General features: G+C 60.9%; 19 protein-coding genes and 2 pseudogenes. 2 read left to right on the top strand and 19 right to left on the bottom strand.

The features are described from left to right. Positions 1 to 2: 2 nt before the first annotated feature. The 3 genes from betA to BOSE46_RS01720 are packed head-to-tail and all read right to left on the bottom strand — an operon-like array spanning position 3 to position 3,369. Positions 3 to 1,658 carry a choline dehydrogenase gene (gene betA / locus BOSE46_RS01730; protein WP_159537681.1) on the bottom strand — a complete coding sequence of 552 codons (1,656 nt, stop codon included), beginning with the start codon at positions 1,656 to 1,658 and terminating at the stop codon, positions 3 to 5. Positions 1,659 to 1,705: 47 nt separating this feature from the next. After that, entirely contained in the window at positions 1,706 to 2,206 is a 501-nt protein-coding gene (locus BOSE46_RS01725; protein ID WP_159537672.1) for a MaoC family dehydratase, read from the bottom strand. Next, positions 2,203 to 3,369 carry a CaiB/BaiF CoA-transferase family protein gene (locus tag BOSE46_RS01720; RefSeq protein ID WP_159537670.1) on the bottom strand — a complete coding sequence of 389 codons (1,167 nt, stop codon included), beginning with the start codon at positions 3,367 to 3,369 and terminating at the stop codon, positions 2,203 to 2,205. The genes BOSE46_RS01725 and BOSE46_RS01720 overlap by 4 nt, the downstream gene beginning before the upstream one ends. Positions 3,370 to 3,651: 282 nt before the next feature. Here BOSE46_RS01720 and BOSE46_RS01715 point away from each other — a divergent pair, with 282 nt between their 5' ends. Next, positions 3,652 to 4,188, top strand: a complete 537-nt coding sequence (locus tag BOSE46_RS01715) for an Lrp/AsnC family transcriptional regulator (protein ID WP_201299469.1) — start codon at positions 3,652 to 3,654, stop codon at positions 4,186 to 4,188. Between the two features lie 231 nt (positions 4,189 to 4,419). On the opposite strand, the gene BOSE46_RS01710 is transcribed toward BOSE46_RS01715, so the two are convergent. From BOSE46_RS01710 to BOSE46_RS01700, 3 genes are all read right to left on the bottom strand, one after another. Beyond that, the gene (locus tag BOSE46_RS01710) at positions 4,420 to 5,208 is read right to left on the bottom strand and encodes an IclR family transcriptional regulator (protein WP_159537668.1); all 789 of its coding nucleotides are present in this window, start codon (positions 5,206 to 5,208) and stop codon (positions 4,420 to 4,422) included. Between the two features lie 118 nt (positions 5,209 to 5,326). Next, positions 5,327 to 6,262 carry a dihydrodipicolinate synthase family protein gene (locus BOSE46_RS01705; RefSeq protein ID WP_159537666.1) on the bottom strand — a complete coding sequence of 312 codons (936 nt, stop codon included), beginning with the start codon at positions 6,260 to 6,262 and terminating at the stop codon, positions 5,327 to 5,329. Between the two features lie 28 nt (positions 6,263 to 6,290). Next, positions 6,291 to 7,088 carry an SDR family NAD(P)-dependent oxidoreductase gene (locus BOSE46_RS01700; protein ID WP_159537664.1) on the bottom strand — a complete coding sequence of 266 codons (798 nt, stop codon included), beginning with the start codon at positions 7,086 to 7,088 and terminating at the stop codon, positions 6,291 to 6,293. A 225-nt stretch (positions 7,089 to 7,313) separates the two neighbouring features. On the opposite strand from BOSE46_RS01700, the gene BOSE46_RS01695 reads away from it, so the two are divergent. After that, complete coding sequence (locus tag BOSE46_RS01695) at positions 7,314 to 8,783, top strand: APC family permease (RefSeq protein ID WP_159537662.1); 1,470 nt, start codon at positions 7,314 to 7,316, stop codon at positions 8,781 to 8,783. Positions 8,784 to 8,963: 180 nt separating this feature from the next. On the opposite strand, the gene BOSE46_RS01690 is transcribed toward BOSE46_RS01695, so the two are convergent. The 13 genes and pseudogenes from BOSE46_RS01690 to BOSE46_RS01620 form a co-directional block, all read right to left on the bottom strand. After that, on the bottom strand, positions 8,964 to 9,266 hold the full coding sequence (locus tag BOSE46_RS01690; protein WP_159537660.1) for a hypothetical protein: 303 nt from the start codon (positions 9,264 to 9,266) through the stop codon (positions 8,964 to 8,966). A gap of 486 nt (positions 9,267 to 9,752) precedes the next feature. Then, positions 9,753 to 10,154: a RidA family protein gene (locus BOSE46_RS01685; protein WP_159537658.1), complete on the bottom strand. Its 402-nt coding sequence runs from the start codon at positions 10,152 to 10,154 to the stop codon at positions 9,753 to 9,755. A 4-nt stretch (positions 10,155 to 10,158) separates the two neighbouring features. Next, positions 10,159 to 10,815 carry a TetR/AcrR family transcriptional regulator gene (locus BOSE46_RS01680; protein ID WP_159537656.1) on the bottom strand — a complete coding sequence of 219 codons (657 nt, stop codon included), beginning with the start codon at positions 10,813 to 10,815 and terminating at the stop codon, positions 10,159 to 10,161. 245 nt (positions 10,816 to 11,060) lie between these two features. Further along, a complete protein-coding gene (locus BOSE46_RS01675) occupies positions 11,061 to 11,765 on the bottom strand; it encodes a hypothetical protein (protein WP_159537654.1) in 705 nt (234 codons plus the stop codon). Next, positions 11,762 to 12,493 carry an ATP-binding cassette domain-containing protein gene (locus BOSE46_RS21660; RefSeq protein WP_371415500.1) on the bottom strand — a complete coding sequence of 244 codons (732 nt, stop codon included), beginning with the start codon at positions 12,491 to 12,493 and terminating at the stop codon, positions 11,762 to 11,764. The genes BOSE46_RS01675 and BOSE46_RS21660 overlap by 4 nt, the downstream gene beginning before the upstream one ends. 98 nt (positions 12,494 to 12,591) lie before the next feature. Next, on the bottom strand, positions 12,592 to 12,894 hold the full coding sequence (locus BOSE46_RS21655; protein WP_371415499.1) for a PadR family transcriptional regulator: 303 nt from the start codon (positions 12,892 to 12,894) through the stop codon (positions 12,592 to 12,594). A gap of 254 nt (positions 12,895 to 13,148) precedes the next feature. Further along, entirely contained in the window at positions 13,149 to 13,835 is a 687-nt protein-coding gene (locus BOSE46_RS01660) for an ABC transporter ATP-binding protein (RefSeq protein WP_159537648.1), read from the bottom strand. Further along, the gene (locus tag BOSE46_RS01655; RefSeq protein ID WP_159537646.1) at positions 13,828 to 14,610 is read right to left on the bottom strand and encodes an ABC transporter ATP-binding protein; all 783 of its coding nucleotides are present in this window, start codon (positions 14,608 to 14,610) and stop codon (positions 13,828 to 13,830) included. The genes BOSE46_RS01660 and BOSE46_RS01655 overlap by 8 nt, the downstream gene beginning before the upstream one ends. Next, positions 14,607 to 15,607, bottom strand: a pseudogene (locus BOSE46_RS21395) (branched-chain amino acid ABC transporter permease). Before BOSE46_RS21395 ends, BOSE46_RS01655 begins: the two are co-directional and overlap by 4 nt. Next, the gene (locus tag BOSE46_RS01640; protein ID WP_159537641.1) at positions 15,604 to 16,491 is read right to left on the bottom strand and encodes a branched-chain amino acid ABC transporter permease; all 888 of its coding nucleotides are present in this window, start codon (positions 16,489 to 16,491) and stop codon (positions 15,604 to 15,606) included. The pseudogene BOSE46_RS21395 and the gene BOSE46_RS01640 overlap by 4 nt, the downstream one beginning before the upstream one ends. Before the next feature lie 13 nt (positions 16,492 to 16,504). Continuing rightward, positions 16,505 to 17,361, bottom strand: a pseudogene (locus tag BOSE46_RS21390) (ABC transporter substrate-binding protein). Positions 17,362 to 17,466: 105 nt separating this feature from the next. Beyond that, positions 17,467 to 18,111 (bottom strand): response regulator transcription factor, encoded by a 645-nt coding sequence (locus BOSE46_RS01625; protein WP_159537639.1) that lies wholly within the window; start codon positions 18,109 to 18,111, stop codon positions 17,467 to 17,469. Then, positions 18,108 to 19,226, bottom strand: coding sequence for a sensor histidine kinase (locus BOSE46_RS01620; RefSeq protein ID WP_159537637.1), 1,119 nt, complete (start codon positions 19,224 to 19,226; stop codon positions 18,108 to 18,110). The genes BOSE46_RS01625 and BOSE46_RS01620 overlap by 4 nt, the downstream gene beginning before the upstream one ends. Positions 19,227 to 19,325: the final 99 nt, after the last annotated feature.

Here is a 19,325-nt window from a genome sequence, read left to right as displayed (position 1 = left end):
TGTCATGAGGCCGGTGACTGCTGAACGTGCTTGTAGAACGGCGTATCGAGTGGAGCGAGAGGCTCGTTGCCGAGGATCAGATCGGCTGCGCGTTCAGCGATCATCATCACCGGTGCGTAGATGTTGCCGTTAGTGATGAGCGGCATCGCCGAGGCGTCCACAACCCGCAGCCCTTCGATGCCCCACACGCGGAAACTCGCGGGATCGAGGACGGACATCTCGTCAATGCCCAACTTCGCGGTGCATGACGGATGCAGACCCGTCTCCGCTTCTCTGCGAACAAAATCCAGGATCTGTTCATCCGTCTGAACCTCGACGCCCGGCGAAAGCTCGCCGCCGTTGAACTCCTCGAACGCTGGCTGGGTAAGAATTTTCCGGGCAACCCGGATGGCGTCCACCCACTCTCGACGATCTTGGTCAGTTGAGAGGTAGTTGAACACCATGGAGGGATGCTCACGAGGGTCGGGGGACTTGATCTTTAGACTTCCTCGAGCGTCAGAGAACATGGGACCGATGTGCCCCTGGTATCCGTGGCCCGGCTGTGCAGTGCCGTCCACGCGGATCGCCAGTGGCAGCATGTGGAACATGAGGTTGGGGTATTCGACCTGATCGTCCCCTCGCACAAATCCTCCTGCCTCGAAGTGGTTCGTCGCCGCAGGACCCTTGTGGGTGAAGAGCCATTTGAGGCCGATCCACGGGCGATTTCTCCACTTGAGCGCGGGCGCTAGGGACACAGGCTGTTTGCACGCGTACTGGACGTATGTTTCGAGATGATCCTGGAGGTTCTCTCCAACACCTGGAAGGTGATGGATCGGCTCGACGCCCACGGATTTGAGATGCTCCGCGTCGCCGATCCCGGAGAGCTGGAGAAGTTGCGGCGAGTTGATGGCGCCACCGCACAGGATTACCTCCGCCGCGCGTACGGACTTGTTCCGTCCGAACCGGCGATAGTTGACCCCCACCGCGCGCTTGCCGTTCATGATGATTCCGGAGACAAAAGCGTTCGTCCGGATGTCCAGGTTCGGGCGCGATCTGACTGGGTGGAGATATGCGCGAGCGGCACTCAGGCGCCGTCCATTGTGGATGTTTCGATCGAACGTTGAGAAACCCTCCTGCTTGTAGCCGTTGACATCGTCGGTCAACGAATACCCGGCTTGTTGAGCCGCTTCGAAAACGGCATCGAAGAGGGGATTCTTTGCTGGACCACGCTCTACCTTGAGCGGGCCGTCGCCGCCACGCCACTCGTCTTCGCCAGCGATTGCTTGCTCCATTCGCTTGAAGTAGGGGAGGCAGTGGGCGTAGTCCCAGTTCTCCATCCCCTTCTCGTGGCCCCAACGTTGGTAGTCCATCGGGTTGCCCCGCTGGAAGTTCATGGCGTTGATTGAACTGGACCCGCCCAGGACCTTCCCGCGGGCGTGCGCGATGCGGCGCCCGAACATATGCGGTTCGGGATCGGATTCGTACTGCCAGTCGTAGAACCGTTTCCCAATGGTGAACTGAAACGCACCAGGCATATGGATGTAGAGGTCCCACGGGTAGTCCGAGCGTCCGGCTTCGAGAACTAGGACTCTGGTCGAGGGATCTTCCGACAGGCGATTGGCCAGCACGCATCCGGCGGACCCTCCCCCAACGATCACGAAGTCATAGTCGTGTTTCATACCGCGTCCGTCTGTGTTCGATGTGCTTTTCGGCATGCGAAATGCCCCTAACCCTGACTAGGTCCGCTGCCGGCGGCGGCGCGTTTCTGAACGATGAGAATGTGCTGGTCAAACAACACAGTCACGCCGTTCTGATTGACTGCATTGACCGCGAGTTCCAGCAGTCCCCATTGGTCATCCTTGTCCCGGCAGTCCGTGATCTCGATTTCTGCGTGGATGGTGTCGCCGGTGTACACCGGCGCGATGTAACGCACCTTCTCGTGTCCGTAGTTCATCGACGGGCCCATGAACTTTGGCAACTCATCTGTGATGAATCCGTCGACTATGCCCAGTACAAGGAGCCCGTGTGCGCAGACGCCCTTCAGCACGGGATGCTTGCTGCTGTAGTCGTCGTCCGTGTGGTTAGGGTGATCGGCTCCGGTAGATCCGACATGGAGCCGGATGTCGGCGTCAGTCACCGTTCGTCCGCGGCTCACGAACTTCTGGCCGGCGGCGTAATCCTCAAAGTAGAACGGTTCCCTCTTTGTGGGGTCGAGCTGGGCGTTCATGCGCGGATGGTTCCTTCCTGGCTGAGCGAATCGATCGTGGCGTGGTCGTAGCCAAGTTCTGCGAGAATCTCGTGAGTGTGCTCACCGAGCGCGGGTGGAACCTGGTGCACGGCGGCTGTGCCCGAGCTGTACTTGATCGGGTGTCCCACGACCCGGACAGTTCCCGCGACGGGGTGTTCGAACTCTTCGATTGCGTTGAGGCTGGCAATGACTTCGTCTGTGTCCAAGTCCTCGTACGTTTTCACGGGCGCGCACCAGATGTCGTGTTCGCGGAACAACTTGACCAACTCGTCCTTTTTGAAGCTGGTTAGCAGGGGCTCGAGCGCGTCATAGATGTCTTCGCGAGCGGAGAATGCCAAGTCCGGGTTTAGGTACGGCTCGAGCTCTGTCGGGGCCCCGAGTGCGGCGCTGATTTTCGCGATCGGGTTGATCGATAGAGCAACATATCCATCCGTCACTTTGTAGTACCCGTACGGCGCCTCGTGGTATGTCGTCGCTAGGCCATTTCGTGGCCTTCTGAGGTCGGCACCATTGAGGTGGTAGGCGTATACCTCGGCCTGCAGATCAAGTGATGCTTGCAGCATTGTCACTTCGACCTCTTGACCCAGTCCCGTTCGCGCCTTCTCGACCAGAGCGCCGGCAATACCTAGTGCGAGCAGTGTTGCTGCGTGCTGATCCGCTACGACAGCACCCGATGCCACCGGGGGCCCTTCTGAGCCAGTCACGGAGGCGATTCCCGAAATGGATTGGACGAGAAGGTCCTGCCCCGGCAAGTGTCTATGAGGAGAGCGGGCACCGTACCCGGAGGCGGACGCATAGACCAGCCCCGGGTTTGATTGCCGCAGGTCATCAAAGCCCAAACCGAGGCGATCCATCACTCCGGGACGAAAGTTGGAGACGACGACATCTGCCTCGTCGCACATGCGCCTGGCGACTTTCCTCCCGGCCTCTGACTTCAGGTCAAGTCCGATGGAGCGCGTGTTTCGCGTACTCATCAGGTAGAGGATGCTTTCGCCGTTCAAGAAGTGGTTCGCTCCACTCCAGCGCCGCTCATGCGGGCCGTGCCGCGGCTCTTCGATCTTGACGACATCCGCCCCCATGTCGGCGAGATACTGCGCGGCGGCGGGGCCCACCAGGAACGTTGTAAATGCCACAACCTTCACACCGCTTAGCAGCCCTAGGCCGGGCCCAGACCCGCTGGAAATCGTGGGGGCATCGCCTGCTGCGTTTTCTACGGAGGGGGTAGACATTATGCTCCTCGGCGTTCTCTGTGACGTAACATGCGTTCTTGACAGAAAACGTAATCTTGTGGTCCGCTCCATGTCAACGGGTTGAGAGGGGATCACAGAATTGAATTCGCCGAGGCGGCGGTAGCTCCAGAAGATTCCACTGCCACAGCCGGGCTTGGCATTCGCGAACGAAATAACCTTCGAGAGGTGATTAGAGTGACCGGTTCGGAGCAGCCCTTGGCTGAGCCTCTTGATGCGTTTGACGAGCGGATCGTTTGGGAGCTCGCAAGAAATTCCCGAGTCACCAACAAGTATTTGTCGGAGGTCCTCGGGATTGCGCAGTCGACGTGTCTCACGCGTATACGGAATTTGCACAAGCGCGGGGTGCTCAGATCGCATCACGCGCACCCCGACTGGGGATTGCTGGGTCTACCCCTTCAGGCGATGGTTGCTGTCCGCCTCAAGGCTCAAGCGCGCAAAGAAGTAAGCACTTACGCTCGACGTGTCATAAGACTGCCGAACGTTCTCGACGTCTTTCAGGTGGGCGGCAGCGAGGACTTTCTCGTCCACGTTGCCTGCACCTCTTCACATCAACTGCGTCGGTTCATTGCGGAGGAACTCAGCATGGATGATGCCGTCGCGTCGACCCAGACAAATCTCGTGTTCGAGCATCTCAATGGGCTTGAGCACATGAATGAAACAGGCTCGTGGGTCCACATGGAGGTTGTCCCCGCCTACATGCGTGCGAAGTAGATCAACTATCGGCGAGCCCTCGCGATAGGCCAGCAACCAGCACACCTACTAGCTGTCGGTCCCTTCACCCCACCCGCCTCCTGCTAACTCCTATTCTCTTTTACTGATTGCTACCGACTGGCTGATGATCTCGGGGCCTTCGTGTCGATCGAGGGCTTCCATTGGGATTCGTCAACGCAAAGGCGCCGCACTTTACGGTTCGCGGCGCCTCCGGTTCAGCGAATTCGGTACCTACGAGTGGTTAACACCTAGGTGCGACTCAATCTCTTGCGCTGTGTCTCGCAGCGAACTCAGTACACCCTCTCGCGCGGAATCGGAATCAAGTCGGTCAGCTGGGGCTGCAATCGCCAGCGCCGCGATCACCTCGTTGGAGTAGTCCCGAATTGGCACTGCAACGCTGGACAGGTCCGGCTCGTTCTCTCTCACGACCGATGCAAATTCGTTCGCGGCGATTTCCGCTAGTTGCTTTCGCAGCTTCGCTGGGTCCGTGATCGTGCTATCGGTAAACCGTGTCAAAGTCCCGTCCAGAACTGAATCGATCACCTCAGCGGGTTGGTACGCCAACAGGACTTTTCCAGAGGCGGTTGCGTGCAGAGGTGACTGCCGTCCTGGGGCGGCCACCATTCGAATCGGCCGGTGGCTCTCGACCCGATCGATATAGGTGACGCCCTCGCGGTCCAACACAGACAGCAACACGGACTCTCCGGTTTCGATCGCGAGTTTCTGGAGTAGAGGCCTTGTCACAACAGGGTCCAGGTCGTTACCACTCAGAACGAGAGCGCCAAGCTCGTTCAGCCGCCATCCGAGCTTGTAGCGAGACGATGAAGGATCCCGTCGAACGAATCTGAGGCTTTCGAACGTCCCCAAAATGTTGTAGACGGCCGTCTTGCTCAAACCAATTTCGCGACTGAGTTCGCTGACCCCGAGTTCACGATGCTCTCCGAGCGCTTCGAGCACTTCCAGTGCGTGAACGAGGGCCTGTACCGGCCGTACCTCGCGCCCGTTGACCGTGTTTGCCACGATTGCATTCCTCCTGAAAGCCTCGGCATCTCGTGCCCTCTCACACAGACACTCGTTTGCCTAGGCAACATACACGTCCGCGCAGGCCGAGCGATATGTGTTCTGCTGCCTAGTACGGCTAAAGCAGCCCCGCGACCTTCATGGCATTGTCGAGCGCTTGCTTCTCCGTGTCGTCGAGCGGGAGGAGGGGTGGCCGGACCGCCGTCTCATCAATCACACCGAGCAGTTTCAAACCATGCTTGATACGGGCCCTTGAGTTGCGCACCGGCTGGCCGAACAGCACCTCCGCGAGCGGTTGCATGCGCTCACGGTTCAATGTTTCGGCCCGCTGAAAGTCCTGTCCCTGGACAGCGGAGAACACTTCCACGGTCAACGACGCGGCGAGACCGGCGTATCCCAGAAGCGCTCCGTTGGCCCCAAGTACGAACGACTCATACATAAAGTTGTCGCAGCCAGAAAGGAAGGCCACTCCGCTGGTTGCGCCGCGGAGAGCGTCCCGTGACCGAACGTAGTCCGCCGCATCGAACGAAGCCTCCTTCAATCCGACGAGATTTGGAACAGAGGCAAGTCGATCTATAACTTCAGGAGCGAATACCACTCCGCCCAAACTTGGCGTGAGGTTGAATCCGATCAGGTCGACACCTGCGTCTGAAAGCCTCTGAAAGTAGTCGTACACCAGAGCGGGGGGCAAAGGCGTCCCGCTGAATGCTGGTATGGAGAACACGAGCAGCGAGTCGGCGCCCGCGTCCTTCAGCTGCCGGGCGAGCTCGACTGCCTGTTCTGTTTGAGCAGCGATTAGGCCCGAGGCAACGTGGAAATCATGGCCGACTTCTTCACGGACTGCCGCGACCACTTTCAGCCGCTCGTCCACGGTGAGGTGGGCTCCTTCTCCCGTGTCGGCATTTACCGTGACACCGATGATGCCCTGGCCTTTTAGCCAAGACGCGTAACGTCTCAGCGCCGAGTAGTCGGGGGAGAAGTTCGCTGTCATCGGGAGTGCCATCGAGGCGTTCACCCCAGCGAATCGGGTGATGCCATCTGGTGATCGTGTCATCGAAATCCTTCCGAAATCTGTCGAGTGATTAAGAGGCTGTCCAGCCACCGTCAACGATGATGGTTTGGCCGGTGACGTAGGCGGATGCAGGTGAAGCGAGGTAGACGAAAGTGCCGGCGAGGTCATCAGGCGATCCCAATCGCCCCAAAGGGACTCGCTCGAGCAGCCTTTCGCGCTGCGCAGGATCGTTGGCGAGCCAGTCACGATTCATCTCAGTTGCGATATAACCCGGTGCGATGGTGTTCGCCCGCACGTGGGCAGGGCCCAGATCGACCGCCAGGCTTTGGGTGTATTGGCGGACCGCTCCCTTGGTCGCGGCGTATGCGGCCCGGTCCTTAAGTCCCAGCACTGAGCCAAGCGATCCGACGTTGATGATGGAGCCGGCCCCACTTTGGACAAGGGCTGGCAGGAGCTCTTGGGTAACGGCGTAAAGGCCTCGGACGTTGACGCTCCAAACCTCGTCCAGGTGCTGAAGTCCGGCGTCCAGTGAGGAAGCTCGACGAATGACCCCCGCCGCGTTGATCAAGATGCTTACGCCGCCAAGCTCGTCGACAAGAGACCGAAGAGCTTGAACTTCTTGGGCGTGGCGAAGATCCGCGGCTTGGGCGATGACCTTGTTTCCTTCGGCTCGCATGCGAGCGACTGAATCCAACAAAGTGTCACCGTCGATATCTACGGCGACGACCTCCGCACCGGCCGTCGCCAACGCTGAGGCTGCGCTTCGTCCGATTCCACGGCCGGCCCCGGTCACGACAGCTCGCAGGCCACTCAGGTCGAATCCAGACAGAGGTTCGCCCGGTCTTACGGATTCATCGATGTACGCCATATGCGGCGGCCCCCTCTCTCAGGTCTCACTTAATCTGTTCTGCGTCACGGAACGACTTGCGGTGTGAGAAAACGTATTCCTTCCGGAGGCAGGCTGTCAACGCGCGCCAGATCGGGTCTGCGCGTGTCGAGCGCCCCTTGACTACAAGGTTTGCAGTGTCAATAGTGTTCTCTATCGCAAAGATTCATTCTCTATGAGAGAACGACACCGACACTAGGATTGACTATGACTCGCAGCTCACCGTCCACGGACTTCTCGCACGATCTTCGGCCCAACCAGCTTTCGACCTCCAACCTCATCTACCTCGTGCTCGCGGCGGCCGCACCGCTCGCAGGCGTGGTTGCAGCGGTGCCGCTGGTGGTGAGTGGCGTCGGTATCGGCGCGCCAGGCATGTACCTGGCTATGGGCGTTATCCTCGCCTGCTTCGCAGTTGGCTACGCCACAATGGGCCGCCACGTCCTCCGGCCAGGCGCCTTCTACGCGTACATCACGCTCGGCATCGGGACACTCCCCGGTATGGCGTCGGCAGCGATCGCCGCGGTCTCCTATGTGCTGTGCTACATAGGGACTGTGGCCATAACCTCGGCCTTCGCCTCTAACATCATCGAGGATCACACTGGGCGGCGAATCAGTTGGATCCTGCTGGGTGCCATCCTCCTGGCGTTCGTATCACTGGCTGCTCGCCGTGGAATTCAGGTCAGTGCCCGCATCCTCACAGTCGTCTTCTCGTTCGAAATCCTGATCGTGTTGCTGTTGGATCTGGTCATCCTGATTCGACAAGGCTTCGGAGCTTTTTCGCTGTCCTCGTTCTCACCAGAGAACATTCTTGACGGATCGCCAGGTTTCGCCTTCGCGTTCGCGGCTGTTTCGTTCGTCGGCTTCGAGGCGACGGCCATCTACAGCCGCGAGACCAAAGATCCTGATCGCACCGTCCCACGAGCGACATACGGTGCGGTCGCGCTTGTCGCGACCTTCTATGTGTTGGCCGCGTGGTCACTCGTAGCCGCCAACGGCGGGGAGAAGTCGGGCGATGTCGCAGGAGCAGATCCAGGGGCGTTCACGTTCGACACGATGGATCGCTTTATAGGGTCCGGAGCCACCACTGTGATGAACCTTCTGTTCCTTACCAGCTACGTAGCGTGCGCAATCGGCACTCACAACAACGGCGCGCGCTATGTCTACTCGCTGGCACGGGACAGGATGCTTCCGCGCATGCTCGGCAAGGCCCACCCTGACCATGCATCCCCGTATGTCTCAAGCGATTTCATCACCGGAGCAACCGCTCTCATCCTCATGATCGGGTTCGCAACGAGCCTTGACCCATTCCTTGTGATCGGCGTCGCGACAGTCGGGCTGACGGGTGTAGGAATTCTGCTCCTTCAGACGTTGGTGTGCATCTCTGCGATTTTCTACTTCTGGTCTCGTCCAGAGCGGCATTGGGCCAAGACGATAGTTTTCCCCGCACTAGGGGCAATCGGGATGTCATTCGGATTGGTGCTTGTGATTAGCAATTGGGAGTTCATTGGACGCACGCCCTCATCCATTCTGAACGCCCTGCCCTGGTTGATGGTGGTCTCGGCTGTCGCTGCCATCGCTTACGGGTTGCACCTGAAGCGTTCCGCGCCCCAGTTGTACGCCGCATTCGGACGTTCATCTGAACCGACGGACCCGACGCGCGCGCGAGCTATCAACTAGAGCCAACCTGGCCGTGGATGGATACAACATCCACGGCCAGGCCGGCTTCGACCGGACATCAGATTGACCTGACTGGGTTGCGCCGCGGCGGCGGGCGCACCACGTGCGCCTGCTAGTTGCAGGGTGTCCGGCCCCCCGTTTCTGTCCGCTTCTGTGTGAATGCCTCAGATACTGAGAGTGCTAGTGGCGATTGAGGATGCCAGCAACTAAGAGGTACACGACAGAGCAGATCGTGTGGACTCCGAGGTTGCGGACTCGGATCCAGTGCGCGGGGTCCGTTGCGTAGTAGTCGATACAGTCGGCGTCCGATGCGCCGGTCGGAATATCAATCAGTTCTTCGAGAGGGACCGCCTCCACGCTCCACGTGATGGTGGTCAGATCAACAGATCCATAGTCGCGGAGAAGGTGATCGTTGTTGGCATGGTCATACAGCCATTGTTCGAGGACATCGTCGGGCCAGCGGAGCTCGACGGTCTCGGGCATCGTCCGAAAGGTCGCAAAGCCATGCCCATTTTCACGGCAAGACTCGGCTGCGCGTGCGAACTCGGCTAGGTGCATCTCATGCTCGTTACCTATGGGCTCGGTCCCGGTATTTCTTGCGGAGGTCTTCGATCTCGTTCTGGATGGACTCGGCCCGTTGTCTGGAAAGGTCGGGCGTCTCATACGTGAATCCTCTAGCCGAGTCGTGAGTGTCCTGAGATCTGTCCCGAATGGCGCGCACCGGCCCTCGCCGAAGACACTGAGTGCGGCGAACGGTCAATCAGCAGAGGCAGCCAAGAACTTGGGGCGACTGGCGTCGAGACGACGAACGAGCTCGCGGTCTGGGCGAGCGAAAACGAGCATGAACGAGATCTCGATGAGCCTAGGCGGTTCACGAATCCCAACGTGTGCAACACAGTCCCATATCGACTACGGGCCCAACTGCCGGAATCGTTCATGGTCGACTACGAAGACCCCTCGTCAGCACTTCTAGGCACCGGCGGCTACTGCTTCGACTTCAAAAAGAATGTCGGGTGCAGCCAAGCTAGCAACGCCGATAACAGTTTGCGTAGGCGGCAGGTCGCCGCATCGTGCCGCCACTGCCTGCCCGATTGTTGCGAGCTTCTCGAAGTCAAGATCCACGACGTAAGTCCTCAACTGGACAACATTCATAAGATCGAGATCGTGGGCGGCGAGGGCAATATCTACATTGCTGAATGCCTGCTGAACCTGTGCGGCGAAATCCGCCGAGACAACCGTTCCTTCGGTACCCGACCCGTACTGGCCCGACACGAACACGAGATCCGTCCCTGCGGGGACTGATGCAGTGTGGCTATAGCCGAACGGAACCGGGTTGTGCAGACCGTATGGATTGAGGATGGCATGGGACATAGCACTACCTTTCTACGTTTGAGTTTCCCGACGGGCTGTCAGAAACGTGTTCAGAACTGACTCGGAGCGCGAAGGCAAGCTGCGCCAGGACGATCTCTCGATACGCGTTGACTTGTGGTGCGAAGTGCCCGAGGACCACCGGGTAGAGAAGGCCGACGATGCTCGACACGAGTGACTCGACAATTACCTGAACCTCGAACCGCGGGCTGAACGCGCCGCGTTCTGTACCTAGTTGCACTGCTTTCACATAAGGTTCCCGATACTGCTTGGCCAATGCAGCAGCGTGCTCTTGCAACTCGGCATCGTGGACGGCCGCGGTCCAGAACTCCATCAGCATTCGCCAAGTGGGGGCAGGTGTGCTGAGGCCCTGATCTACCATCGCGACCAACTGCTGCCAAGAACCGTCGCACTGCGACGCGAGTTCGTTCATCGCGTCAACGACCACCACGGTGGCTCGTTCAAATGCCTCGATCAGCATGTCTTCGCGCGAGCCGAAGTACCCCTGCAGAGTACTAACGGCGATACCGGATGCCTCGGCTACATCGGCATAACGCGTAGCGGCTAAGCCCCGTTCTGCGACTACTGCAATCGCGTGATCAAGCACGTACGCGCGCCTCTCGCCACCCGCGCGCCGTGAACGCCGAACAACCCCCTCGCTCATGTTGCTACCGTATCACAATACGGTAGCAACATGAGCGACAGTTCAAACCCCTGCCGCGGTCCGATCTCGCCCTTGCACGGGTTCTCCTCAGCCCTCAAGCAACGCCCCTATCAAACGGCATCGAACTCCCGACTCTGGGGATGAAATGCTGTTGAGGTCCGCGTCGACTCCGTACCCAGCGTGACCCCGAGGGGTGCTTCTTTGGAACCACGCCAAGGCGTCCCACCGCTCATCATGCATTTGAGCTAGCCAACTGACGTTGAAGAAAGTGATGAGGATGCTTCGGGGCGTTCGGCCTTGTGTATGCGCATCCGCACCGCAGATATGGCGCAAAGCGCAACCCCAAGAAAAGACAAAGTGATGCCGGCATGAACCAAAGCTGAGGTGAGGTACGCAGATGACTCGTCATCAACGACATACGCTGCGAGCTGCCGGAGGGACCAGAACGGCATAATGTGCGCGAATGTTCCGTCAGGATTCGCGAGCATCTGCACCGACAATATGGTCAGGAGGGCAAGGGCCCCTTCCAACTCTCGGCGAAGCAGCGCCCCTAGCAGCGCTCCCAACGGAACGCTGATCGCTACCGCCAGCGCAAACATCAGCGCGAGCGCCCAATGCCGGGCAAGCGCTTGGTCGACGATGACCAGCCCAAAGCCCGCGGCAGCGAGCAGGGTCCCGACTGCAGAAACTGCCAGCACTCGCCCGCCAAGAAGTTGCAGAACCGAGTAGCCAGCCACCCGCAGACGTCGTTCAACTGGGATAGCACCTACAGTTACGAACAGAGCAAGAGTCGAAATCGTCCAGCCGAGACCCAACGAGAGCAATCGAATGGATTGGCCCGGCAGATCGTGGCGGGCAAGATAGAACGCGACCGGCAGCAGCGCGAGGAGGGCCAGCATTTGCTTCCTTCGGCTCAGTTCGTGGAGAACTTGTCGCGCGACAATCGTCATTCGGGCCCTCCATGCGGCAGGAGCTCAAGCACATGGTCGACTTCATCAGGTTCGTGGAGAAGATGTGTAACCACAACCACGGCAGTTCCGGATTCGCGCCATCGACGCACCTCGCCCCAGAAGTCCGCGTAACTACCCCGGTCAAAACCTTGGTAGGGCTCGTCAAGGAGCAACAGTTCGGGTCGACTCAACTCTCCGAGAATCAAGTTCAATTTTTGCTTAGTTCCACCGGAGAGCTCCGACACAGGCTGTTGCGCCCTCGGTCGCCATCCCAGCCGCGCCGCAAGACGTTCACCCGTCGCACGAGATCGGCCCCGACCAATTCTCGACGCTCCCCCAAACAACTCGAAATGCTCCTGAGCGCTCAGCAAATCGTATGTTCCACCGGACTGCGGCACCCATCCCACGTGTGGCACTCGCTCTACTTTTCCTTCGCTGGCGTTCTGGAGCCCCGCGCAAATTTCCAACAATGTTGATTTGCCTGCCCCATTCGCGCCAACGACCGCGACGACTTGCCCGGCTCGAACCTCCAGATCGACGTCTCCTAGGACGCGGCGGCGCCCGTACGTCTTACCAACACTCGAAAGCCGAAGTACCACCCCTCCAGACTGACGATTGAGCGGCTCAGCCACCGCGACCCGCGAGGCGCGAGCGAGCTGCTCTGCGTAAGTCCTGGCCGGACCGAAAAGGGCTGCCGGGTGGAGTTCCGCGGCGCGCGCTTCGTCCATCGCGTCCTCGGTCATTTGTGCCGCCAGGGGGACTTCGACTCCCGCAGCATGCAGTCCGATACGGAACTGGCTACGCCATTCCTCTGGATCTGCGGACTTCATTTTCTCACCGCTGCTGAACCCGCGCCCATAACTCTGCTCATCTGCGCACTGAAGGACTCCCAATCGGCGGCGCCGGCGTGAGCTGCTCGACGCCCTTCTTCTGTGAGGCGGAAGTACTTCCGGGGTGGACCCGTCCGTGATGCCTCACGCTCCCCGACAATAAGTCCCGAGGTTTCGAGACGGACAAGCGCTGGGTAGAGGGTGCCTCCCGGCACACTTGAGAACCCCGCGTCTTCCAGGCGTTTGGCGATGCCGAGCCCATAGTCGCGCTGCTCGAGCAATAGCCGGACTATGCACACATCGAGAAATCCGTACAACCAACTGTTCGCAGTCACGTACTTAGCCTACCTGGTAACCAGACAGACTATCTACTGGGCTAGGCCAACCTCTCGGGTGACTCGTTGATCGACATCGAGATCCTGGCAAGCCGCTAGCGGGTGCGACTTCATCGGCGAGTACGGCAAAAAGGTTCAGGAAGCAGCGCGGCTGCTTCGCAGGAACTGACCGAGTTCACGAGAGCCTGAGCCTATGCGCCGGCTTCTGGCGGCGCGGATCACCCCCCGAAGGCTTCATCGATCAACGACGCGACCCGCGCCGAATCAGATGACGCCACGGTCTGGTGAATCCGGCCGACCTTCAATAGGCATAACTCGTCGGCGTGGATCTTGGCACGCTCGAGGCTCTGCTCGACGAGTAGCACCCCCATCCCTTCGCTCTGGAGCTCGGCAATCTTTTGGTACACAAGATCGACCATTACAGGCGCAAGGCCCAGAGCAGGCTCGTCCAACAGGAGGTAGTTCGGGCGCCGAAGCATCGCGCGTCCCAGCGCCACCATCTGCTGCTGCCCCCCGCTGAGCAGGGCGACCTCGTCGTGCAGTCGGCCGCGAAGGTCGGGGAACACGTCCAGCGCCTCGTCGACGCGCTTCCTCACGTCGACATCGCCACCGATCACGAGGTTCTCCATGACCGTGAACTCTCCAAGCAGGCCTCGCCCCTCGTGCACCACGGAGTTGCCGGCCCGTACACGGTCGTGCGTCTTCATTGCTGCGAGGTCCCGTCCCTCCAGGCGCAACGAACCGGACGAAGCCACCAGACCCAGGATCGATCGGACCACAGTGGTCTTGCCTGCGCCGTTCGTGCCCACTAGCGCCACCGTCTGTCCCCTGTGAATCGAGAGAGACACTCCGAAGAGAGCCTGCACCCTGCCGTACGACGCGGTGACGTCCTGCAGTTCAATCATGTGAAGCACTCCCGAAGTAGGCGAGCCGGACGGATTCCTGAGAAAGCACGTCACCGGGAGGCCCAGCGGCGATCAGCCGGCCTGCGTCGAGTGCGAACGCCTCAGAGCACAAGCGGCGGACGAGCCCCACGTCGTGCTCGACAAGCACCACAGTGCACGCGTACGACGCATGGATAGCCAACAGAACCTCCTCGAGGTCTCGCCGCGCCCCTTCGTCCAGTCCGGCCGCAGGCTCGTCGAGCAGCATCACCGACGGACGCGATACGAGGACCCTCCCGATCTCGACGAGGCGACGGCTCGCGAACGGCAGCTCGGAGACCGGGCGGTGCCGCTGTTGGTTCAGGCCGAGCAACTGCAGAACCTCCGTTGCTGTCTCGTTGGGCGCTCGCTCTGCGCGTCGCATCGACCGGGTCCCGGCCAACTGCGCTAGCAGGCCGGGGTACGGAAGACGGTCGAGACCCACGAGCACGTTCGTCAGAACCGACTCATCCTCAAGCAGTCGCACCGTCTGGAAGCTGCGCATCAAGCCTCGGTGCACCCGCTCGGCCGGCGACGCAGATGTGACGTCCTCATCCTCCAGCCATACCTCGCCGGCCGAGATGTGGGTCAGCCCGGCGAATACATTGAGCAGGGTGCTCTTCCCGGCCCCGTTGGGACCGGTGATGCCGGTGATGCTGCCGGTCGCTACCCCCAAGCTCACGTCCGCCAGGGCGGCCAGGGCCCCGTACTTTACTGTGACGGCGTCGGTCCGCAGCACCACGAGATCGGCGCTCATCGCCGCGCCCACATAGAGAATCGACGGCGCCCCGACGTCGCGGCGCTGGCAAGGCCACCCGGCGCCGCAAGAGCGACAATCGTGAGGAGTAACCCCGCCGTCAGCGGGTAGAGGTTTGCCTTGTCGATCAGGTTGAAGAACTGTGGCGCCAGCACGAGGTAAAACGCTCCAAGCCATGCCCCTACGACGCTCCTCGACCCGCCGATGACGACGGCAACGAAGAGGTAGATCGACGAGAATAGGTGGAAGTCGGTTGGGGCGAGGAAACCCGTCACTGCCGCAAACACCCATCCCGCAACGCCTGCGAAAACCGCGGCGATCAGAAAGGCGATGATCTTGGTGCTGCGCACGGACGCTCCGACGGAGTCAACGACGAGCTCGGAGTCCCGGACCGCGGCCATTCGTCTGCCCAGCTTGGTCCGAGGGAGGTTCCACGCGACGTAGGTCGCAATGATCGCAGGGACGACGGCGAACAAGTACGCGTCCACCGGCTGAGTGGTGTCGAGACCGGCGATCAGCATGCCAGGGACTGGCGCGCCCTGCGTACCACCCGTCAGGTCGGTCGTCTCGGTCAAGCTCCAGACAAAGATCTCGCCGAACGCCAGAGTTACCAAGCCGAGCCGCAAACCCGAAAGACGGAGCGTGGGTACGGCACCAGAGCACCAGCGACGAGCCCTACACCCACCACGGCGAGAAGTTGGACCAGTGGGTCGACGTCGCGCTGGGCTAGCACGAGCGTCGTGTAGGCCCCTACGCCCATGAACGACGCATGGGCGAGTGAGAGCTGACCCGTCCGACCGAACAGAATGTGCAGCCCTAGCGTCGCGATGCCGTACGCCAGGAGCTGCGTCGCGATGAACAACCAATACGTGCCCAACACAAACGGGGGCAGCGCCACAAGGGCTAGCAGTCCCACCGCGACGAGTGCTGAGCGCACCCGTCTGGATCTCGGAGCACCGGTCGACGTGATGGGCGATCGGACGTCGGCGATCGTCATGCTCGTGCCTCCTTACGCTCGTCTACAAGTCGTTGAGGCGTGAGACCAAGAGCGACGATCACCAGTGCGAAGACTGCCGGCACGGCTGCGGACGCTCCAAGGGAGTACACCACGAACGACTCATAGATCCCGAGCGCCACTGCGATCAGCAGCGGGGTCCAGAATCGATTGAGGCCGCCGATCATCCCGGCGACGAATGCCTTGATCAGCAATGAGGTCATGTAGAAGGGGTCGACCGCGAGCCGGCTGGCCGCCAGAATGGCGACCACGGCGACAATCAGGCCCGAGACTGCCCAGATTGCGGTCTTGAGTCGCGGAACATCGACGCCAGCGGCTGAAGCGATTGTTGCGCTGCTCGCACTCGCCCTCGCCGACAGCCCCACGGCGGTGCGGTTCCAGAAGTACCAAACGCCGAGCACGGCGATCGTCGAGACGATTACAACGACGGCGTCACTCACGTTGACGGACACTCCTCCAACGGAGATTCCGGTGTTCGTCCCAAGAGCGAGGAATGAGTGCGAGTCTGCATCTACAAGCAGTTCCATTGCTGTGGTGATGAACAGAAAGATGCCGAGCGTGACGACAACGTCAAGGCCCGGCTGCGCGGCCGACACTCGCCTCATGGCGAGTCGCTCGATCATGGCAGAGAGCACCGCGCCCGTGATCAGGGCAAGCGTCACAGCCAATGGCACGGGCAGGCCGACTCGCGCGTAAAGTGCCCAGCACCCGAGCGCGGCGGCCATCCCGACCTGTCCGTACGCGAAGTTGATCGTCCCGCTGACCTGGAAGACGATCAGCACACCGAGCAGGAGGAGCGCGTAGAGCAGACCTGTCGTCGTCCCGCCAATGAGGACTTGAATGATGTCAGCGAACATGCCATCCATGGCGATCGCCCCGTCAGTCGATCGGGACAGTGTTCTCAAGCACGGTCACCTTCGAGCCACTGATCTTGCCGACGCCAATCGCCTCGACTCCTGAGCGGTCGCCCTTGCCCCATGTCACGGGTGGAATGATGCCGGTTTCGAAGCCCTTGATTTGTTCAAGCCCTCTCATGAGGCACGGGCGGTTGAGGCCCTTGGCCTGCCTGAGACCCTCGGCCGTCAGTTCGGCCTGGACCCAGCCGATCGCGTTGAACTTTGTCGGAGCCTTGCCAGTTTGCTTCGTGAAGTCGGCGACGAACTTCTTGACTTTGGGGTCGTCGCTCGTCAGCTGCGCTGCGTCGAGCACAACGGACATGTCTTGGACGAGCGGCGAGAACTCTGCAAGGAACGTCTCGTCAGTCATGCCGGCCCACGCCGCGGTGCGCGGCTCGTAGCCGATCCGCTTCGTCGCTTGAGCAGGCCACCCGTGTCAGCGTTCGTCATGATAAGGAACATCCAGTCAGCGTCGAAGCGTCGCAGCTGGGCCGCGATCGGGCCGAAGTCGGTAGTGCCGGGCTTCTCCGGCACGTACAGAATCTCAGAGTTGTCTCCTACGGCTGCCTCGATGCCGACCTTGGCCGAGTCGCCGATGTCCCCCGCCACGCCGACCAGAGCGATCCTCTTCGGCGCGGGTTGGTCTTTGAAGACGTATGTCGCGAGGCCAGTGAACTGCTTCTCGTAGTCGACCGTCGCCGAGAAGATGGACGGCGTGTCGGTCCCGCCGATCTGAGTGCTCGGCGCGTTCGGGGCTATCGCCGGGACATCCCGCTGCTTGAGGTATGGCACCGTGCTGAGAAAATTGGGGGTACCCATCCCTCCGGAGATCGCGAGCACCTTGTCGCGCTCGACGAGCTGACGCGTCTTCTGTTGAGACTTGGCAGGATCGAATTCGTTGGCACTCCTTCAATAGGCCAGGCCCGCGCCTACCTCCGGGAGCCGTCAAGCCCACCCGGCGCGAATGGCCAAGATGGCGGCCTGGACTCGGTCGCGGCTGCCGGTCTTGTCGAGGACGTTACCGACATAGGTTTTGACGGTTGAGATCGAGAGATGGAGAGCGTCAGCGATCTCGGCGTTCGTACGTCCGTTCCCTATCAAGGACAGCACGTCACATTCACGGCCAGTTAATGAGTACGCCGCCAGGTCGACCAACGTGACTGGACCTGCAGCACGGACCCTTTCGAGCACCGCTCCCGTCACTTCCGGGGAAAGGATCGAGTGGCCCGCCGCTACCCGTCGTACCGATTCGACCAGTTCGCGGCCGCTGCATCGCTTCAGCAGGAAACCTCGGGCACCTGCTGCGATCGCGTCGATGACGTACTCGTCTTGTTCGAATGTCGTCACCACGATCACCGCCGGCGCATGAGGCAGCGCCAATACCGCCCGCGTAGCGTTCAGACCGTTCATGATTGGCATCCGGATGTCGACCAAAGCGACATCAAGGTGGGGGTCGAGTCGTACGGAGTCAAGAAAGGCTTTGCCGTTCGCCGACTGCACCACAACTTCGATGTCGTCGTTTGCGCCCAAGATCAGGGCGAAGCCCTCCCGGACCATCACCTGGTCGTCAACGACCGCTACTCGAATCACAGCCGCGGTTCCAGGGGCAATACCACGTCAATGACAGTGCTGCCGCCGAGCCGCCCAGCCAATTCCCATGACCCAGCCTGCGCAGCCACTCGCTCTCGGATCCCGATCAATCCCGAGCCGCGACGGGCCACAGGGTCGAGCGTCGAGGGTGGCCCGACGCCGTTGTCGGTGACCCGCACCCGCAGGTGCCGGTCCAGACGGACCACCTCAACCCAGGACTCGGTCGCTTGCGCGTGGCGGGCCACGTTGGTGAGTGCCTCCTGCACGATGCGGTAGACCGTCAGCGCCTGCACGTCGTTCAGTTCCACGTCGGCACTGATATGGACGGTGGTCGCGACCCCTTGCAGCCGGAGTGGTGCCGCTAGCAACTCGTCGATGTCAGAGAGCTGAGGCGGTGCGGACACTTGCAGGTCGGTGTTCAGGTCTCGTAGATGGTCCACCATGCTGTCTAGCTCGCCCAGTGCCGTGCGCCCCAGGGCCCCAATCGCCCGCAACGCGCCCTCAGCGTCCGTGACCAGTCCGGCCTCGGCCTGGATCACAATCGCGGTCACTTGGTGACCGATCACGTCGTGCAGCTCGCGAGCCATCACCGCACGCTGCTCCAGCCAGCGGGCTTGTCCGCTAAGCTCATCGGCCCTCTCGACCAACTCAGTGACCCGCATCCGGTAACGAATCAGCAACCCCACTCCCCCGCCGAGACCGACTGCGAGGAATGGGACTGGAGACGCGCTGGCGGGGTTGAACATGATGGCTAGGACTGCGCCGGCGACACCCCCCACCCACGCCGACACGACCACTCGCCTGCGCTCTTCCACCGTGGCAAGCAATGAGAAGGCCGCGATGAGTGGCCACACATAGGTGCCGCCGGGCGGTGCCCAGAAGGCCACGACTGCCGCACCCGCCGCGAGCGCTTCGCTCCGCAGGCGCGGGATCCTCCACGTGAGGAGGGCGAAAACAGGTGAAGCGAGCGTCGCCCTAAAAGGGGACTGATCGGCGTAGTAGAACGTCTGCGTCCGCACCACGATTAGGACGCCCACCAGCGTGGTGGCCCAGAGGACCCAGGCCCCTGCCCGGAGTCTGACCGGATCGGTCAGGGACCTTCCTTTGATACGCACCACCACAGTCTCACCGATAGTCGTCACCGGTAGGAAGCGATGTGCCGACCTTTGGTACCGAGGTACCAAACGGAACGCTACCTGAGGTGGAACCACCCG

Origin of the sequence: Aeromicrobium sp. 9AM (assembly GCF_902506105.1) — a bacterium.
Taxonomy (GTDB): domain Bacteria; phylum Actinomycetota; class Actinomycetes; order Propionibacteriales; family Nocardioidaceae; genus Aeromicrobium.
The sequence above is the reverse complement of the archived record's forward strand: the minus strand, read 5'-3'. Positions and strand labels throughout refer to the sequence as shown.

Coding starts and splice junctions, on each gene's coding strand:
- betA (WP_159537681.1), bottom strand. CDS start 1,658: ATGAAACACGACTATGACTTCGTGATCGTTGGGGGAGGGTCCGCCGGA.
- BOSE46_RS01725 (WP_159537672.1), bottom strand. CDS start 2,206: ATGAACGCCCAGCTCGACCCCACAAAGAGGGAACCGTTCTACTTTGAG.
- BOSE46_RS01705 (WP_159537666.1), bottom strand. CDS start 6,262: ATGACACGATCACCAGATGGCATCACCCGATTCGCTGGGGTGAACGCC.
- BOSE46_RS01700 (WP_159537664.1), bottom strand. CDS start 7,088: ATGGCGTACATCGATGAATCCGTAAGACCGGGCGAACCTCTGTCTGGA.
- BOSE46_RS01695 (WP_159537662.1), top strand. CDS start 7,314: ATGACTCGCAGCTCACCGTCCACGGACTTCTCGCACGATCTTCGGCCC.
- BOSE46_RS01690 (WP_159537660.1), bottom strand. CDS start 9,266: ATGCCCGAGACCGTCGAGCTCCGCTGGCCCGACGATGTCCTCGAACAA.
- BOSE46_RS01685 (WP_159537658.1), bottom strand. CDS start 10,154: ATGTCCCATGCCATCCTCAATCCATACGGTCTGCACAACCCGGTTCCG.
- BOSE46_RS01680 (WP_159537656.1), bottom strand. CDS start 10,815: ATGAGCGAGGGGGTTGTTCGGCGTTCACGGCGCGCGGGTGGCGAGAGG.
- BOSE46_RS01675 (WP_159537654.1), bottom strand. CDS start 11,765: ATGACGATTGTCGCGCGACAAGTTCTCCACGAACTGAGCCGAAGGAAG.
- BOSE46_RS21660 (WP_371415500.1), bottom strand. CDS start 12,493: ATGGACGAAGCGCGCGCCGCGGAACTCCACCCGGCAGCCCTTTTCGGT.
- BOSE46_RS01660 (WP_159537648.1), bottom strand. CDS start 13,835: ATGATTGAACTGCAGGACGTCACCGCGTCGTACGGCAGGGTGCAGGCT.
- BOSE46_RS01655 (WP_159537646.1), bottom strand. CDS start 14,610: ATGAGCGCCGATCTCGTGGTGCTGCGGACCGACGCCGTCACAGTAAAG.
- BOSE46_RS01640 (WP_159537641.1), bottom strand. CDS start 16,491: ATGGATGGCATGTTCGCTGACATCATTCAAGTCCTCATTGGCGGGACG.